This is a genomic window from Candidatus Vicinibacter proximus, from assembly GCA_016713905.1.
In the GTDB taxonomy this organism is placed as follows: Bacteria; Bacteroidota; Bacteroidia; order Chitinophagales; family Saprospiraceae; genus Vicinibacter; species Vicinibacter proximus.
In genome coordinates this window covers 55,461-73,623 of record JADJOE010000002.1, presented here as the reverse complement: position 1 = coordinate 73,623, position 18,163 = coordinate 55,461, and the positions used below count along the sequence as shown (strand labels likewise).

Here is an 18,163-nt window from a genome sequence, read left to right as displayed (position 1 = left end):
CTTTTGTGAATGATTATTCAGATTTTATAAATCAAAAATATTTTTACAAATGGAGATATTAGACATCAAATCCCGCCTCACCCTAGCCCAAGTACTACACTACTACCATCTGAAGCCAGATAAAAACCTAAGATTGTGCTGCCCCTTCCATGATGATAAAACTCCGAGTTTGCAGGTATATTACAAAACCCATACAGCATTTTGTTTTAGTAGTAATTGTAAGACCCATGGCAAGGCGATAGATACATTAGACTTCATTATGTACATGGAGAACATCACCAAACATGAAGCGATCAAGAAAGCAGTAGAAATGATAGGCGGAGAAACCAAACCCATGGATGAACTCACAAAATCAGCAGTATTGATGAAGATGTTTACCTACTTCAAAAATGCGATATGCAATAGCCCACAAGCGAAAGACTACATCAAGAGCCGACACCTAGATCATGAGAAAATGGAAATAGGTTATAATAGTGGCCAGTTCCACCATGGCACAAGACGAGACGAAGACCTAATAAATAGCTGTATCAAATATGGCTTGTTGCTAGACCTGAATACGAAAGGAAGAACAGGAGAAGCAGCCTACAGTCCTTTTGGGAAATGGTGCATAGTGTTTGCATTGAAAAACCATGTAAATCAAATCACAGGGCTATATTTTAGAAGCACTTTAACGGAGAAAGATGCTTCGACAGGCTCAGCACGAAGTCAACGACATTTTTATCTGAAAGACCGACAGGGCTTATATCCTAGCTATCCAAAACAAGAAACAAAGAAACTGATATTAACAGAAAGCATCATCGATGCAGCAAGCTTGATGATGATAGAAGCGATCAAAAATAATTATAAAATCTTAGCACTCTATGGAACAAATGGGCTTACTGATGAGCATCAAAAATCAATCAAAGACTTAAAAGAACTCAATGAAATCATCTTCTTTTTAAACGGAGATGAGCCAGGAGTAAAAGCAGTACAGAAATATGCACCGATGTTAAAAGCGGAAATGCCCCACATAAAAATTACCAATGTAGAAGTACCACAAAATGAAGATGTGAACAGCTTGCTTGATAGTCACAGTGAAGAAATACTTTTACATCTAATCAACAACAGAAAGGAGTGTAATTTTTTATTTTCAAATGAAGTCGAGCGACTCGACACTCAATTATTTTTTTCAAATGAAAATAAAAAAGCTAAAGTACAACAAGCTGACGGCGTAATAAATACAGCCACTCCAGCCGATGAAGTGAACCAGGAGCAACCCAAAATAAAAGGCTTAGAAACAAACAATCCTTATAATCTAAAATACAAAAGCGAAGCAGCCCACTATCAAATCAAAGGCTTCAAAATCGATCAAATGGATAGCCTTAAAATTACATTGCAAATACAAATACAATGAACTCAATCACTTTAAAACTAGACCTGTACGAATACAAACAAGTAGAAAGCACTTGCAAAATAGTAGCTGAGAAACTAGGCATTGATAAAGATGTTATAGAAAAAGACTTGATGCAACTCACAGGATTATTGGAGTATTACAGAGACAAACAAATCCATAACAAGTCAAGTAATACAAGTCAAAAAGTAACAGTCCCAGCAGCTACAGCAAGTAAATGTATAGAGTTTTTAAAGAGTGAAAACTTAATCGAAAAGCTCAATGAATACATAGGCAGAGCAGGGATAATAGGCGAAGAAACAAACAGAATATTATTGTTCATTATCGCAAGCTCTTACAAAATGCCAGATACTTTACATGGCTTGATACAAGGCAGCTCAGGCAGTGGAAAAACAAGATTACTAAAAGTCATCAGCCAGCTGATGCCCGATGAAGAAGTGAAACGATACACAAGAGTAACAGACAATAGTTTTTATAATCAAGACGAATATTTTTTTGTAAATAAACTCTTATGCTTCGAAGATCTTGACGGACTAAAAGAAGATGCACAACTAGCAGTAAGAGAATTACAGAGCAATGAAATCTTAATCACAAGCACAAGTATCAAAGACCCAAACGGCAGTATCAGGGGCGGAGAACGTACCGTTCGTGGCCCGATTGCCAGCCTTGCCTGTACGACAAAAGGAGAAATCTATGAAGACAATATAAGTAGAAGTTTTTTGATAGCTGTGGACGAAAGCAAAGAGCAGACGATGAAAGTAATCCAATATCAAAACGAAGTAGCAGCAGGAAATATCATTAAAGATGATGTAAAAAACATTGTGAGCTTCGTCCAAAATTGCATGAGATTACTCAAGCCTTATGAAGTGATAAATCCTTATGCCAATAAAATCACACTACCTGAAGAAGCCCATAAAATAAGGCGACTCAATGAACTGTACCAAAGCTTCGTAAGACAGATAACACTACTCAATCAATACCAAAGAAAGCAAGACAAACAAGGTAGGTTGATCACAGAAAAACAAGATTTACAAACAGCTTGTGACATACTTTTTGAAAGTATAGTATTAAAGGTAGATGAGTTAAATGGATCATTGAGACAATTTTTTGAGCGAATGAAAAGCCAACTAAAAAATAAAGAAACAGAGTTTACCCAACGAGAAATAAGGCAGTCATTAAACATCAGCAAAGCCCAATGTTCACGGTACTTTACACAGCTTCAAGAGATGGAATATATTACATCAAAATACAGTGGCAATCAAAGAAAAATATGCTATCAAATCGACTATTGGGATAACTATGCAAAGATAAGAGCAACTATAAAAGACAACTTAACGAATCAAATCCAAGGGCTATGATAAGGTATGGAACAATTAGGAACGATTATGGAACAATCTTTTTGAATCCAAGCCATTTATAATTAACGATTTAGCATTAAAAATAAGTTGATTGTTCCACGTTCCAAAAAATGTGCATATGGGCAGACCATCAGACATCATAGTCATAAAAGAAAGCAATAGAAATTTATCATCAAAATACTACGCACATCAAAAGCGAATGGGCTACAGCCTTGACACTTGCAGAGCTCGACAACTCTATGTAGAAGAATGGATGCAATACAGCGAACAAAAAGGCATCGAAGACATACGATTTATACCACCGTATGAAATCCAAAATTACTACAACTACATCAGCGAAAGACCTAATAAAAACAGCAAAGGTGGCACACTAAGCCAAAAAACAACATGGAGCATGATCAACGCCATCACCATATTTTTACCATGTTACAAAACAGTGGAGAGATACAAGTTAATCCCTGCAGCACCATAAAAATTATTTATCCCAGAGATTATATAGAAAGAGAAGTATTAACACTTGCAGAAATAAACAACCTATATGAACACTGCATCACAGCCCATGAAAGAGCGATGTTAAGCCTAGCTTATGGGCTTGGTATGAGAGTAGGAGAAATAGAAAAAATGAAAATTGAAGATGTAAAACTCAAAGACAAAATCATGATAATACCAAGTGGCAAAGGCAATAAAAGAAGGGTAATACCAATGAGTCCAGGAGTGATCAAAGACCTATCAGACTACTATTACCAGGAATATGAAACACTTACAAAAGGCAAAAAATACGATCAAAAAGAACAAGCCTTTTTGCTCAATAAAAACGGCAGCAGGATGAGAGAATACACCATGAATAAAAACCTCAAAAGAATAATAGAAAAGACAACAATAGAAGATAAAAATATAACGATGCATAGCCTACGGCATAGCATTGCCAGCCACTTGATAGAACAAGGCTTGCCAGTCGATCAAGTAAGGCAGTTCTTAGGACATAGCCAATTAGAAACTACTCAAACTTATACCCACATTAATAAACAGCAACTAAAACGATTAATAAATGATGATGAACGAACGACGCCCGAAGGGATCGAGTACGACAGTGCTCGAAGTGAGAGAACCACGAAAGTGGCATCGACAAAAGTTAATTTAAAAAATAATGATCCATGAGTTTAGACAAATACATTTTGCAATACTACAGCTCTAAATCTTGTCCAAGATACATGAGCCAAATCGAACAATACCAAGCCTATAAAAATGGCACAGCAGAACAAAGCACTTACCCCGAAATCATAGAATACATAGGCTACTTACGAGACAGAAAATTACATCCCAAAACCTTAATCAATCACCTTCACAGCCTTAAAATTTACTTTAGATATCTTGTATCAATAGGCAAAAGAAACGATCATCCTTGTGAACATTTATACCTCAAAGATCAGATCAATAAAGCCATCATTGTAGAGAGTCTTTACAGCAAAGAAGAACTTGAAGAATTATACAACAGCTTTGAAACCGTACCCGATAAAAGGAAGTGGGCAGTAATATCAGAATCAATCAAGAAAAGAGATAAAGTAATACTGAGCTTACTCATCTATCAAGCCCTTACCACTACTGAAATCCTCCATCTAAAAGTAAACGACATCGATCTCAACGAAGGCACCATAGAAATCAAAGAAATAACTTTGCCCGGAAGAAGAACAAATAAAGGTCGAATCTTGGCCCTTAAACCAAAGCAAATCTTACTACTGAACGATTACATCAAAACCCATAGAAAAGAGCTACATCAGCGTCAAAAACCATCAAAAAGAAAAGATTACTTAATACTGAATGAACAAGGCTTACAACTATGGAACAGCTACCTAAATCGAATGCTCAGAGAAGCCACAGACGACAAGTATAAACCTATGAAAATACGGCAAAGTGTAATCGCTCATCTACTCAAAGAAAGCCACGACATCAGAGTCGTACAAGAGTTTGCAGGGCATAGAAGAACAGGCAGCACAGAAGCCTATCAACGTACAGGATTAGAAGAACTGAAAGCCAATATCGAAAGGCTACACCCAAGACAATGAAGAATAAACTTGTCTTGAGCTTGTCGAAAGAAATGGCAAAAATAAATCCCCCATTTGCTACGGAAGAACTACAGCCCACCCAGCCAACGCAATGCAGTGCCCCCGATTTTTTCTGTCATACTTTTTGCGATGGGCTTACCTACTCTAAGCAGCACATTGCTATCCTCGTTCCTCTACGTTCCACTTGCGGTAGCAAAGAGCTGCACCAACCTAAAAGCCCATAGCAAAAAGCCGCTGCACTCGATATATCCCAAGCCCCTTCGGGTTCTCTTCACCAAAGCCATCAATATGGCTTTGATCCTTCCTTCGTCAGGATTACGTTACGTTCATGCTTATGCCAGAAAAAAATCGGGGTAAGCTATTTAACATAATGTGACCTATATTATGGGACAGCCTCAGTAGAAGAAGGTTACTGCCTATAATTTTAGATTGGACGACATGGCACTCTCCCGCCTTAAAGCGGGATCAAACAAACTGCCACGATCGCCAATCTAGCAGCCCATTATAGTCAATAACCAAAACAGCAGTAGTAAGGCTGTCCCATAATACACATTATATTAAATAGCCACTGCACAACGCTGCCCACCCTAAAAAATGGCTTCCTCCGTATGTTGGGGGATTTATTTTAAGCTTACAGTACACTCCTTCCAGTCAGACAATGTATAGCCTGCGGCAGCATGGCAAAGCTTTATTATTGCTTTTTCTTTAGTGGTTATGAATGGCTGAAGTAGCAATGAAATCAACGTTAGGTAGATGACCGCTTATGCAAAGTAAGCCCCGTTCCAGCGACTTAGTAAAGGTCAAGCCCTACGGGTTTTGGCTGAAAAATCTCCACCTTCTCGCTTCGTTGCACTACGCTACAGGTAGTATTTTTAATCCAAAAACCTTGACAAAGCCGCTTCCACTCCGCTGCATTGGTGCATAAGCGTTCATCTACCTTTAGCCCTGTCCTCTACACCACAAAGCACCCATAAAAAAACAGACTACTTTTTTTTTTCAAATGAAAATAGCCTCGCAGAGATATGACAAAATCAAATCCCGCAGGGGCTTTTTTGTTCAGATGAAAATAAAAAGTTATATCTTTAAGCTTGTAAATGGCTTGTATAAAATTAGACATATTAAACGATGAGTTTGCACCCTTAAAAGTGGTGTATAGGAAAGGTCATGGTTGTGAAAAAAGTGTGCAGGGGTTTATAAGTGTCGATCCCATGACAGAGAAGTATCCAGCTCATAATCCTTTTAACTACACCTTAAATAACCCAATAAACTTCATCGATCCGGATGGAAATAGTGTTCACACAGACGATGAAGGATGTGTTATTGCAACATTCGATGATAAAGATAATGGAGTATATGTTCACAAGGCAGGCACATCATTAGCTGATATCAATAAACAAAGACAAGGCGGAAAATTTACTGGTGGAGACGGAAACTTTATTGGTGAACTTGGAGGAGATATTGACGTTTCAACCATATACCAAAATATGTTAGATAAAGATGGAAATCAAGCGAAGAATGGTTTAGATCAGAGTAATCCAGCTCAACTTTCTCAATGGATGGATTTGGTTAAAAAAGGCGGTGAATGGGATCTTAAAAACAATAAATCCACAATTTTTGGAGTCGCTTGGGATTTTGATAATAGTTCAGGAAAGGATCATACTAATTTTGTTTTTGGTGACCTATCAGGTAATGCTGCTGATTTTGGAAATCATCATGCTGGTTATACAGGAACATTGCTAGGTATACCTGAAACGATGCAATTTATCGGGGCAGGTGTTGTGGAACAGTTAAAGCAAAAAAATTATTATAATTTTAATCCTAATTCAAGTTATCCTGGAACTGGACCTAGTATTTTTCTAAGTCCTCCGTATGGTGATAGACAAAGAGATTATGAATATAACAAAATGGGGATGAAAGATGCATTATTAAAGAAAAGGTAAAATTAATTTATGATGAAAATATTAGCTATATTCTTAATTATTTTATCTTCTTGTAAGAATAAGTTAGAGCAGATTTTTTTACGTTCAGATAAGGTTATTCCAGGATATTTTTGTGATCACTATAAAGTTGATAGCTATGGAGTCGCAGGAGATGTATATAGATTAATTTTGCGGGATAGTTTAAATACTAAAGTATTTGTCTGTGACTATTATGATAATGAAATTTTTGAATATTACTTTAATGAAGGAAAAATTGAAATATTGAAATTTGAAGACTCATATTCTATTGGTGGAATAAAGCATAATAAAAGGCTAATCAAAAAGTATGTATTTGACCAGAACCATTGGGAAAAGTGAAACCCATGCTGACCTAGATTTGCAACTTTTGGTGATGACTTATGTTGGCTCAAGTTTGCCACTTCCAGCAAGCGGGACCGGTTGTGCTAATAATTATAAGTATTATTTCATTGGCATTTGATCATATGTTTTATTATCAAGTAATCTTCCTGCTGGTTTTTTATTTTTAACCGCCCATTTGTTATAAGAAGAATTGAGTGCTCGAATGAAGGCATTGATTCTTCATATCGAAGATCCACTCTTTTTTAAGATACTAGGTTTTAATTATGATCAGCATATTGTCTTAGAATGGAGTACGGAATACATTTGAAAAAAAGAATGCAGATGAAAAAATATTCTTTTGAAAGTATTCCAAAGACATTTAAAAAAGTGACCTTAAACTTAATTATTTTATAAAATCGATAAAGCTCCATAGCCAATAATACACTTATGATAACTTTAACCGCATCTCCACAGCACACGGCAGTTGGACCGGTGATACAAGCAATACATTAGGTAACAAGGCATCAAACTATACGCTTGCGATGGCCTATGAGAATATGCATAGAATTACAACTAAACACCTGGGTCATATTCGAGATGGGGCTAACGTGGGTGAAAACACCTACGATAATTTATTTAAATACGAAGATGTAAATCATCCGAATGCAGTAACTTCCATAGAAAACCAAACGAATAGCGAAGTCGAAGAATTTAATTATGATGCGAATGATGAACGAACGATTCCCGACGTTTTAGTCGGGATGAAGCACGACAGTGCTTCAAGTGAGAGAACGCGAAAGCGGCTTGTACAAAACCAATTGAAAAAGATAAAACCAGCTCAAAGCAATAAAAATATCTAACGCCACAAGCTTCCAACACAATATCTATGATGCGAATGGTGTAAGAACATTAAAAGGATTTGGTAATTATGCTATAGTGAATCTAAATGGATAAAGCCAGTGTTTTCTTGTTTGGTGCAGGCAAGACTGAAATGGCGCAAATGCACCAATGGAAATTAAAGTTTGGGGAGCGGCTAATTTTAGTGCAGGAACATTTCACACTGGAGGAACAACTGGAATTGTTTAATCATCTGGATGTGATGGTGTGTATGGATTCTGTAAATTTTCATTTGGCAAACCTTTCCGACATAAAGAGCATAATTTCTGTCTGGGGACCGACGCATCCATTTCTTGGATTTGGACCATTGGATGAAGCGCGCAACAAGGTTCTACAGATTTCTACAACTGAATTAACCTGCCGGCCCTGTTCAGTTTTTTGGAAATACTCCTTGCCACAGAAAGGACCACGCTTGTATGCAAAATATATCAATGAATTCAATATTTCAAGAAATTTTAAAGACTGTTTCTTGATGAAGCTACATGTCTTTTTTATTAAAGATTTTAATTGAAAAGTAAAGTGGTACCAGTATCCAGCACAGCATGGTAATCAAGGTATATAGGGTGCCCTGATAACTGCCAAAAAAATCTTTGTACAGCGCACCGGTGTAGCCAAGCAATGCACTTACGTCCATTTTTAGCATGATGGATATTCTCGATAAATCAATGGGATTGAGGGCTGATAGAAGCAAAGTCAGTTTCTCCAGAGGATAATCACTAAAACTAAAAATAATACTCAATATTAACCCATCATAGATCAGGGATAAATAGAACCAAACCATAAGCACCACTCCAATTCCCTTTGATTTTTCTCTGGTCCATACTGAAATAAGTAATGCAATGGAAACGCAGCTTACAGATAAGGCAGAAGTTATAAAGATAATATATCCACCAAGCCACTCAGTTGAATACAGCAGCATGGGCAATCCCATTCCAAATAGGATGCTTAAGCATAAGGCAGTTGCAATACCAATAAACTCTGCAATGATTAATCTGCTTCGACTTAGCGGTTGGGCTAAGAGTAATTCTATATATTCATAGGAATTGTAATAGTGCGTAGTTGTAAAGATCATACTTATCAATGGAATCACGATAATGATAATGTTCATGAGACTTAAGGTGGCCTTACTGCTGTTTTCTTCAAGACTGAACAGCGACCAGGAAACAAGGAATAGAAACAAAGTGAGACCAATTACTACTTTATTTTTGATAATGTCTAAAAGAATATTTTTACTCAGCTTAAGCATGGGTATTTTCAGATTTTATTTTATTGCAATGAATTTTGAGAAATGTACAAATTCTCTAACAGCATTTTAGCAATGGCCCTGCTCAATTTATTTTCACCGGTATTGGTACGAATTTGTTCCACTGCCAATTGAAATTTTATTTTTCCTTCCTGCAGATATAGGACATCCGTGGTGAGATCTTCCAGATCACTTAAAATATGAGAGGTGAGTAAAATGAATTTGCCATTTCTGTGCTCTAATGAAATTTTATCTTTTAGAATTTCGGAAGAAATTGGGTCAAGTCCGGCAGTAGGTTCATCCAGAATGTAAATAGATGGACTAAAAAGAAAAGCAAGAGCGGCACTTACTTTTTGTCTGGTTCCTCCCGAGAGACTTCTCATGGTTTTATGGGCTATACTATCGATGTGGTATGCTTTATAAAGTTCGTAATCGAGTTTATTATGGTATTCCTCCCGTAATTCTATCAATAGCCTAAAAAGTTCATTTACTTTAAGATGATCCGGAAATCGCCCGATCTGCGGCATGTAGCCAATGGCGGATCTATAATCATAGTTGTCCAGAATGGATTTTCCATTCAGTAAAATATTTCCGGTTTCAGGATGGACCAATCCAAGAATGCATTTTATCAAAGTTGTTTTACCCGAACCATTTGGGCCAATCAATGAAACTACCTGCCCTGCATTCCATTCACAATTGATGTCTTCAAGGGCTTTAAATCTTTGGTAACTTTTATTTAATTTTTGGATGCTTATCATAGGATCACTGGATTCATGGATGGTTTGTTGTCAACAAGTTCTGCCGGAGTTAAAACAGGAATGACTTTTTCAGCCCGGTCAAGAATTGAAATTAAAAAGCTTCTTAAGAGGATTAGTGTACTTGGATTTTGCTCCACCAGTACTGAATATAAATTGAGTGGGTGATAGGGTATATCACCTATCCCGTCTTTGGCAAGGTCGTAGCCTTCATATTTATCCCAATAATTTTGAGTGAAGGAATTGAGGACCATGGTGCCATTGCTGGCGACATCAAAGGTATTTTTGAAGAAGTTATTTTCATTGACTTGATTTTCATTGCAGCTGGCCTGAATTTTTAAAGCCCAGCCATTGCTGAAAAATTTATTTTTAGACACGATAATTCTGCTGGTTCCTTCCATGTATATCCCTACGGTATTGTCAGTAAATGTATTGTATTCTATTTTACTATCAGATATTTCTTTCAGTAAAATTCCAAAGGCGGAACTACCCCAGTTTTTCTCAAAATTGTTGTAATACATTAACACATCATGAGAATACATCACTGCAACTCCTGCACCATTTTTGTAGAAGTTGTTATGGGTATACATGTCCTGATGTGAAAACATGAAATGAAGTGCGTATCTTATGTTTTCGAAACTATGGTTCCGTTCAATCAGAGATGCGGTTACAAATTCAAAATATATTCCATCCCGGTGACCGCTCACTTCATTATCTGAGATATGCATATCGGTTGATTTCCAGACATGAATTCCGTTTCCGGTATTTTGTTCATTGGTTGGATTTCCTTTGATCACATTCTTAATGATCATACCATGATCTGAATTGGAAAAATGAATTCCAAAAAATGAGTTTATGATCTGATTGTTCAATAAATAAATATAGGAGCAATCAATGCATTTGATGGAGGCAAAATCGCCCATGCTGGAGGATCCACTGTTTTGAAAGACGAATCCGGCGACCGTCACGTCCACAGCACTGATCGTGAGAATTTCCACCTGGTTTCCTCCATCAAGTATCGGTTGATGAAGTCCAATGAGGGCAATGCTTTTGTCGATTACCAGATTACCTTCCTGATAAAAACCTTTATCAACAAAAAGCGTATCTCCACAAGGCGTTTTTTGAATGCCTTCCCGAATACTTTTTTATGGTGTGTTGTTCACCATCCCAAACAGCGTTTGCATGTAAAGAACTTACGACAAACGCTGTGTGTACTAAAATCAGAAATATGTGGTGCTTTTTACTTTGCAATCGACTGATAAATATCGGCCCACTTGAGAATTTTAACATCTTGACTCTTGGATAAACTATCAGGAATAAATTTTGAATCCACAGCCGCTAAATTAAAATTCATAGGGCTTTGGAACTTCTCACCGTGAAGATAAAAAGCTTCTTCTGCATTCAGGAATTCATTTTCGGTGTCGAATTTGATGACTAATTTATCATGAATGTCTTCGTTTTTTACAGTAGCTGATTTTAACATAAGTATCATACATCCAACATCATCGAATTTGTATACTTTACCTTTTTGGTAACCAATTCAGCGGCGTATCCCGGTTGGATGATTCCCATTTTACAAGTATAACAAATGTCTGTGCCATATTTTATAGGCTCAGAGCTCACTGAGCATGAAGTAAACATAAATAATAGCGGAATAAAAAGTACAGCTGATTTTGGATTCAATCGGTGATATCTGAAGGTATCATAAATCCAAATGAGTACCATGATGCTGGCCGCTATAATGATCAACCAGGCACCTATGTCAGGCAATGAATAGGCATCAAAATTGAGCAAGCGCTTATGACCCAATATTGGTGGTTGGTAAGAAAGTCCCGGGACTTTAATGGCAGCTGCCGGATCCAGGTTATGACCGTATTCATAGCCCCATCTATAAAAATCATACAGGGTAAAAATTCCACCAAATACAGTGAGTACTAAATACCAGAAAAGTATTTCCCTTTTACCATAAAGTGCCACCATCAAACCCAGTAAAATGTAAAATACGATGATGTATGCCATAAACTGAAATTCAGGAAACATATCAACTCCTATATGGCGCATACCAATGTAGTGATTCAGTCCATTAATAATGTCGATTTGGCCTTTAATATCGTTGTGCCATATTTTCATGGTGAGTCCTTCAGGATATTGCGGTGCAAATAAATCGATCCGCCACAAAGGCACAAACAAGCATCCAATTAATGAAATAGAAGCGATGGCAATGATTATTCTTGATGGATTGTTCAGTTTATGCATGACATTTATTTAGATTCAGAGCTATGTTGTTGTTGGGTCGTTGCGCTCGAAATGGCTTACTTTGCAGGAGGCAGTAAAACGGCATCAATTATATGGATAATTCCATTGCTGGCGGGTACACTGGCAATTACATTAGCAGTACCATTCACCATCATTTTATCACCTTTGAAGCTTACCGAAATGTTATCACCATTGGCCATTCCAATAGTTTGACCATCCTGAAGCATCTCAGCTTTGTATCCACCCACTGCAACATGGTATTCTAGTATGTTTTGTAGAGCCATTTTTTGATCTGGTTTCATAAGACCTTCCACCGTTCCGGCAGGTAATTTTGCAAACGCATCATTGGTAGGTGCAAAAACAGTAAACGGACCGGCATTGGAAATGTCATCAACATACTCTGCTTGTTTCAAAGCAGCAACCAATGTGGTGTGATCAGGTGAACCGACTGCAACTTTTACGATGTCTTTCTGTGACACATCATCCTGAACTGCTTCCTGTCCACCGGATGGTACAGAGACAGCATCTCCTGGAGTGGATGTTTCGGTCTTTGGGTTTGTATTACAAGAGATAAAAATTGAAGTGATTAACATCACGAGCAGATAAAAATATTTTTTCATCGAAGTAATTTTTAATGGTTGAAAAGCAATTTGAATTTCCGAAATGGTGGGATCGAGTCTCACCATTTCGGATTTTCATTTTTTAATCTATTGAACTTTTTCTTCTCTTTTAACACCCGTGCTAAAAGAAATTGGAACATTTGATCCTGCAGGACTCACTCGGATGTAGCCTTGCATTTCCTGGTGCAATGCAGAACAAAAGTCAGTACAGTACATAGGAAATACTCCCACTCTCTCAGGCTTCCAAAGCAGCGTTTGGGTTTCTCCCGGCATGATCAGTAATTCTGCATTGTTTGCTCCTTTTACTGCAAATCCATGGGGAACATCCCAATCTTGCTCCAAATTGGTAACATGAAAATAAACTGCATCGCCCAGTTTAACGCCTTCAATATTGTCCGGTGTGAAGTGCGAACGAATAGAAGTCATGTAAATGTGGACTTCATTTCCTTTGCGTTCCACTTTTGCATTTTTTTCACCTAAAGCTGCGTATGGATTTTTATTTTCTTCCAACTTATAAATTTTGGTACTGTTTTTCTTCAACAGATCAGACGGGATTGCTTCAGCATAGTGCGGCTCACCAATGGTTGGAAAGTCTAACAGCAGCTTCATCTTGTCACCGTCAATGGAAAATAATTGTGCGCTCTGTGTTAGTTCAGGACCTGTAGGCAGGTATCTATCCTTTGTAATTTTATTATACGCAATCACATATTTTCCCCATGGTTTTTTTGTAGGGCCACCGGGTACACATAAGTGCCCAACGGAATAATAGGTTGCCACTCTATCCAAAACTTGTAAATCACTTAATCGCCATTTTACAATTTCGGAAGAAACAAAGAAGGAAGTATATGCATTTCCTTTATCATCAAATTCAGTATGCAATGGACCTAGTCCCGGTTTTTTTACCTCCCCATGTAGGACGGCATCATAATTTAATACCGGTATTCCTTCATAATCACCGTCAAACTTTTTTTGAGCAATCGCATCCTGAATTTTGGTAAATGAAAATACAGGAATAATGGCCGCGAGTTTACCACTTCCGACAATATATTCGCCTGTAGGGTCAGTATCACAACCATGAGGAGATTTTGGACATGGCATCAAGTATACCATATCAGGAAGATCTTTCGGATCTAAGACAATCACTTCGTTTTCGATGGTACTGGTTGCCATATGCTTGGATTCATCATACACATTATGAGCATATTTGACAGTTCTCTTTTGGCCTTTTCCGGCTTTTAAATATTCTTCTGCTTTCTTCCAGTTAACGGCCATTACAAAATCTTTATCTTTCTGGGAAGCATTCACCTCCAGTAAAGTATTGGCTCTTTCAGAGTTGTAACAAGAGAAAAAGAACCAACCATGGGATTTACCTTTTCCTGCTCTAGCAAGGTCAAAATTTACTCCGGGCAATAATATTTGGAAGGCTATTTTCATATTTCCTGTAGGCTGGTCTACAGAAATAAAACTAACAGTTCCACGGAAGTTTTCTTTATATGTGTTTATCGGGACATCCAGTTTGTCTCCCATGGGAACACTAAAACGGGTGCCAGCTACCACATACTCTGAATTTTCAGTAATGAAAGGAGAGGAATGGTTCCCACCGCTGTTTGGTATCTCAATGATTTCAGCAGTACGAAATGTTTTAAGGTCTATTCTGGCAATCCTGGGCGTATTATTTCCATTACCGAAAGCCCATCTACCATCGTGGATTCCTTCAGAAGTAGAAAGTGCAATGTGATGTAAATCATCCCAGGGAACGAATCCGTGTGAAGTATTGAGCATGGCTTTGGTTTCTTCTGCATAGCCATATCCCTTTTCAGGATCTACGGAAAAAACCGGAATTACTCTGAAAAGTCTTCCGGATGGCAGACCATAAACAGACATTTGCCCGCTGAATCCACCGGAAACAAAATTGTAAAATTCGTCATATTGTCCGGGAGGAACATAAGCTTTAACTGCCGCATCTCCCTGAACTGCTGTTTGCATTCCTTTTGGTTTGCAGGCTGTTTGAATCATCATGACTCCCAGAGCCAAAATGAGAGCAGTTTTAAAAATTTGTTTTCGCATGTCGATAAATTTTTGAAGTATAATTGATTGATTTTTTTTAACGCCTTTTACATATTATGGCGCTGTCGAAATTTGATTACCTATTTTTCTCCGTCGTTGCTTCTCATAAACGATAGGAGATTTAAAGCATCCGGCTGACTGACATTCTGATTCGGCATCCTCACCAGACATTGTTCCAGAAGTTTCTGAGCTTCGGGATCTTTCTCCAACATCATATCTACATTTGTGATCATGTTAATGATCCAGGCTGGCTTTCTTCTCTTAGTCACGCCTTGCCAGCCTGGACCCACTAATTTTTCATCTGTCAGTTTATGGCAGGCACTGCATTTTAGATCATAGATATTTTTACCATTGGCAACTTCCGCCTGATCCAAAGGGCTCTTCATGGGAATGTCCTCATCTTTGATTTCTGTGCCATGAGTCTCGGGTTGATTTTTGGTAAGCTCTTCCACGTCAATGGGCTTAACATCTTTCTTCACACCTCCACTGCACGAAGAATAAACAGAAGTAATTAAAAAGGCCAAGGCCAAAACTTTAAAAATGTTAGTTAATTTCATAATTTGATTTTTGTTGCTAAGATAAAAATAAAAGATATCTATGTCTTTTATTGCAAAAGTATTGAGGGCAAGGTATTAGCCCAATGACAATAACCAGTGTTCAAAATGATAATTATCATGGCTGTTCTTTTTAAGTTGAATAAATTTGCCTGATTTTCTGATGATCGGTTGATGTTTTCGTGGAAATAGTGCAGAGACCATTTTGAGCCAATCAAATTCAATCTTCTTAAACTAATGCCGCAAGCTGTTGTTCGATCATTGTTCATCACTTAAATACTATTTTGATATTTACAAGAACTTTTAGTTACAGCATCAAAGTTTTGATTTTTCTAGCCTTAAGTTTTGAGGAAGGCAGAAATTTCAGGGTGAAGGATATTTCAGAAGGACTGGATGTGCCTGATTCATTTTTAGCTAAAATATTGCAGAAGCTGGCAAAGAACAAATTGATTCAATCATACAAAGGACCAAACGGGGGTTTTGCATTCAATCCTTCAACCTTAAAAACCCCACTGGCTGAAATTATCGAATTAACCGATTCTAAGGATTACTTGAATACTTGTGTATTAAATTTTCATGCCTGCAATGCACGCAATCCATGTCCCATGCATCATATGATAGGTAATATCAATGCGGAAATCAGAAAGCTATTGGAAAAAACGTATTTTGAAGAATTGCTTTTGAATGACAGAAATCTATTGCTCAATCAAATAAAGGATAAAAATTATAAACCGGCTGTTTTGATCAGTTAACTGAAACCTGCGGGTAAATTTCTTCTACTACCTGAAGAATGGTTCTAAAGGCTACAAAGCTCCCTGCGTATTTTTCTATGTGTTTTTTTTGTAATTCCGGAGCACACAGCATCATGTATTTATTTAAATGATCCATTGACGGACAATCATATTGGAGTGCATAGGTATGTCCATCTTCTTCATTCAAGTCAAGCTTAGACAATCGGCACTTAACGAAAAAACCGGTATTGAGGACTTCAGGAATATGATGATGTTTCATCCAGTGTAGCCATTCGTCTGTTTTGTCCTTATCTATTTTTACGGTCACATTATAAATAATCATATATTTTTTATTTTTTTAGTTGATTGGAATCTGTAAAAATACATGGAATTGCCTTTTGGCTGTTAACTGAATCAACTTGCCAATTTGTTTATACCTTTGCACTCCTAATTCAAAATTACATGAGCGCTACCAGAATCAATTCTGCGCTAATTTCGGTATACAACAAAGAAGGTCTGGAGCCATTGGTCAGATTGATCCATGATCTCGGAATTGTCATTTATTCCACAGGAGGAACCCAGGAATACATTGAAGCATTGGGGATACCTGTGGTAAGTGTAGAAACCATCACCGGATACCCATCCATTCTTGGAGGAAGAGTTAAAACCCTTCATCCAAAGGTATTTGGTGGTATTTTGGCCATCAGAAATGAAGATCATTTAAGCCAGCTAGCACATTTTCAGATACCGGTTATTGACCTGGTAGTAGTGGATTTATATCCTTTTGAAGAGACTGTAAGAAATACAACAGACGAGGGGGAAATTATTGAAAAAATTGACATAGGCGGTATTTCCTTGATTCGTGCAGCGGCTAAGAATTACAAAGATGTAGTCATCATTGCTTCAAAAGAACAATACCAGCATCTGCAGGACATTCTAATGAGTAATGCCCTCAGCCGGATCGAAGAGAGAAAACTTTTAGCAACAAAGGCTTTTGGAGTTACAAGTCATTATGATACCCAAATAAGAAACTATTTTGAAGGGAAGGATAAAAGCCGAACCTTACGCTATGGAGAAAACCCACATCAAAAGGCCTGGTTTTCGGGAGATCTGAATCTGGAATTTTTACAGGGGAAAGAATTGTCCTACAACAATATTCTTGATGTGGATGCAGCGATGTTGCTGATGGAAGATTTCAGGGTTGGAAATCCTTGTTTTGCAGTATTAAAACACAATAACGTGTGCGGCATTTCTGTTCGCAATACGCTGCTGGCTGCCTGGAAAGATGCCTTAGCCGGAGATCCTGTCTCTGCATTTGGAGGCGTACTTATCTGCAACAAAACCTTGGACCTGGACACCGCTAAAGAAATCGATCTGTTATTTTATGAGGTGCTTATAGCCCCTGATTATGAAGAGGCTGCACTTGATTTATTAAAGGGCAGAAAAAACAGAATTTTATTGAAGATAAAGAGTTGGCCGAATCAAAATATTCTCACCAAGTCAGCACTGGGAGGAAAACTCTATCAGGAAAGAGATACACGTACACTCGTTATTTCTGATTTGAAGCCTGTGACCAAACTCATCCCTTCTGCAACCCAGATGGATGATTTAATTTTGCTGCACGATGTACCAAGCATTTAAAATCAAATGCGATAAGCCTGGTGAAATCTGCTCAATTAATCGGAATGGGTTGTGGTCAGACCTCAAGAGTAGATGCTACCGTTCAAGCAATCGAGAAAGCGAAAAGAATGGGTTTTGAAACAGAAGGAGCAGTGATGGCGTCAGAAGCTTTTTTTCCGTTCCCTGATTGTGTAGAACTTGCTGCAGCCGCCGGGATAAAGGCAATAGTCCAACCGGGCGGGTCCGTAAACGATCAAAAAAGTATTGACCGTGCCGATGAATTGGGTATAGCGATGGTTCTCAGTGGAACCAGACAATTTAAGCATTAAA

19 protein-coding genes and 1 pseudogene are annotated in these 18,163 nt (G+C 37.7%); 11 read left to right on the top strand and 9 right to left on the bottom strand.

Translation table 11 applies throughout. The annotated features are described in order from the left end of the window. Positions 1-49 precede the first annotated feature (49 nt). The 9 genes from IPJ83_06760 (at position 50) to IPJ83_06720 (ending at position 8,498) form a co-directional block, all read left to right on the top strand. Positions 50-1,393 carry a toprim domain-containing protein gene (locus IPJ83_06760; GenBank protein MBK7880244.1) on the top strand — a complete coding sequence of 448 codons (1,344 nt, stop codon included), beginning with the start codon at positions 50-52 and terminating at the stop codon, positions 1,391-1,393. After that, entirely contained in the window at positions 1,390-2,748 is a 1,359-nt protein-coding gene (locus tag IPJ83_06755; GenBank protein ID MBK7880243.1) for a hypothetical protein, read from the top strand. The genes IPJ83_06760 and IPJ83_06755 overlap by 4 nt, the downstream gene beginning before the upstream one ends. A 118-nt stretch (positions 2,749-2,866) precedes the next feature. After that, positions 2,867-3,220 carry a hypothetical protein gene (locus IPJ83_06750; GenBank protein ID MBK7880242.1) on the top strand — a complete coding sequence of 118 codons (354 nt, stop codon included), beginning with the start codon at positions 2,867-2,869 and terminating at the stop codon, positions 3,218-3,220. Further along, a complete protein-coding gene (locus tag IPJ83_06745; GenBank protein MBK7880241.1) occupies positions 3,172-3,906 on the top strand; it encodes a phage integrase family protein in 735 nt (244 codons plus the stop codon). The genes IPJ83_06750 and IPJ83_06745 overlap by 49 nt, the downstream gene beginning before the upstream one ends. Continuing rightward, a complete protein-coding gene (locus tag IPJ83_06740) occupies positions 3,903-4,811 on the top strand; it encodes a tyrosine-type recombinase/integrase (GenBank protein ID MBK7880240.1) in 909 nt (302 codons plus the stop codon). The genes IPJ83_06745 and IPJ83_06740 overlap by 4 nt, the downstream gene beginning before the upstream one ends. A 1,094-nt stretch (positions 4,812-5,905) precedes the next feature. Beyond that, positions 5,906-6,751 (top strand): hypothetical protein, encoded by an 846-nt coding sequence (locus tag IPJ83_06735; GenBank protein MBK7880239.1) that lies wholly within the window; start codon positions 5,906-5,908, stop codon positions 6,749-6,751. Between the two features lie 9 nt (positions 6,752-6,760). Beyond that, complete coding sequence (locus IPJ83_06730; protein MBK7880238.1) at positions 6,761-7,108, top strand: hypothetical protein; 348 nt, start codon at positions 6,761-6,763, stop codon at positions 7,106-7,108. A 524-nt stretch (positions 7,109-7,632) separates the two neighbouring features. Beyond that, entirely contained in the window at positions 7,633-7,950 is a 318-nt protein-coding gene (locus IPJ83_06725; GenBank protein MBK7880237.1) for a hypothetical protein, read from the top strand. 86 nt (positions 7,951-8,036) lie between these two features. Then, on the top strand, positions 8,037-8,498 hold the full coding sequence (locus tag IPJ83_06720; GenBank protein ID MBK7880236.1) for a hypothetical protein: 462 nt from the start codon (positions 8,037-8,039) through the stop codon (positions 8,496-8,498). Here the strand turns inward: IPJ83_06720 and IPJ83_06715 are convergent. From IPJ83_06715 to IPJ83_06680, 8 genes are all read right to left on the bottom strand, one after another. Then, the gene (locus tag IPJ83_06715; GenBank protein MBK7880235.1) at positions 8,466-9,233 is read right to left on the bottom strand and encodes an ABC transporter permease subunit; all 768 of its coding nucleotides are present in this window, start codon (positions 9,231-9,233) and stop codon (positions 8,466-8,468) included. The two genes, IPJ83_06720 and IPJ83_06715, sit on opposite strands and share 33 nt — an antisense overlap. Before the next feature lie 20 nt (positions 9,234-9,253). Then, on the bottom strand, positions 9,254-9,988 hold the full coding sequence (locus IPJ83_06710; GenBank protein MBK7880234.1) for an ABC transporter ATP-binding protein: 735 nt from the start codon (positions 9,986-9,988) through the stop codon (positions 9,254-9,256). Next, positions 9,985-11,124 (bottom strand): nitrous oxide reductase family maturation protein NosD, encoded by a 1,140-nt coding sequence (gene nosD / locus IPJ83_06705; protein MBK7880233.1) that lies wholly within the window; start codon positions 11,122-11,124, stop codon positions 9,985-9,987. The genes IPJ83_06710 and nosD overlap by 4 nt, the downstream gene beginning before the upstream one ends. A 101-nt stretch (positions 11,125-11,225) precedes the next feature. Further along, the gene (locus IPJ83_06700; protein ID MBK7880232.1) at positions 11,226-11,468 is read right to left on the bottom strand and encodes a hypothetical protein; all 243 of its coding nucleotides are present in this window, start codon (positions 11,466-11,468) and stop codon (positions 11,226-11,228) included. A gap of 5 nt (positions 11,469-11,473) precedes the next feature. Continuing rightward, positions 11,474-12,241 (bottom strand): hypothetical protein, encoded by a 768-nt coding sequence (locus tag IPJ83_06695; GenBank protein MBK7880231.1) that lies wholly within the window; start codon positions 12,239-12,241, stop codon positions 11,474-11,476. Between the two features lie 56 nt (positions 12,242-12,297). Beyond that, positions 12,298-12,861, bottom strand: coding sequence for a fasciclin domain-containing protein (locus IPJ83_06690; GenBank protein ID MBK7880230.1), 564 nt, complete (start codon positions 12,859-12,861; stop codon positions 12,298-12,300). Positions 12,862-12,948: 87 nt separating this feature from the next. Next, positions 12,949-14,928 carry a Sec-dependent nitrous-oxide reductase gene (nosZ, locus tag IPJ83_06685; protein ID MBK7880229.1) on the bottom strand — a complete coding sequence of 660 codons (1,980 nt, stop codon included), beginning with the start codon at positions 14,926-14,928 and terminating at the stop codon, positions 12,949-12,951. An 80-nt stretch (positions 14,929-15,008) separates the two neighbouring features. Further along, on the bottom strand, positions 15,009-15,485 hold the full coding sequence (locus IPJ83_06680; GenBank protein MBK7880228.1) for a cytochrome c: 477 nt from the start codon (positions 15,483-15,485) through the stop codon (positions 15,009-15,011). Between the two features lie 281 nt (positions 15,486-15,766). On the opposite strand from IPJ83_06680, the gene IPJ83_06675 reads away from it, so the two are divergent. Then, a complete protein-coding gene (locus IPJ83_06675) occupies positions 15,767-16,234 on the top strand; it encodes an Rrf2 family transcriptional regulator (protein MBK7880227.1) in 468 nt (155 codons plus the stop codon). Here IPJ83_06675 and IPJ83_06670 read toward each other — a convergent pair. Continuing rightward, a complete protein-coding gene (locus tag IPJ83_06670; GenBank protein MBK7880226.1) occupies positions 16,227-16,556 on the bottom strand; it encodes a DUF4286 family protein in 330 nt (109 codons plus the stop codon). The genes IPJ83_06675 and IPJ83_06670 overlap by 8 nt on opposite strands. 119 nt (positions 16,557-16,675) lie before the next feature. Between IPJ83_06670 and purH the strand changes: the two are divergent. After that, a pseudogene (purH, locus tag IPJ83_06665) lies at positions 16,676-18,162 on the top strand (bifunctional phosphoribosylaminoimidazolecarboxamide formyltransferase/IMP cyclohydrolase). Position 18,163: the final 1 nt, after the last annotated feature.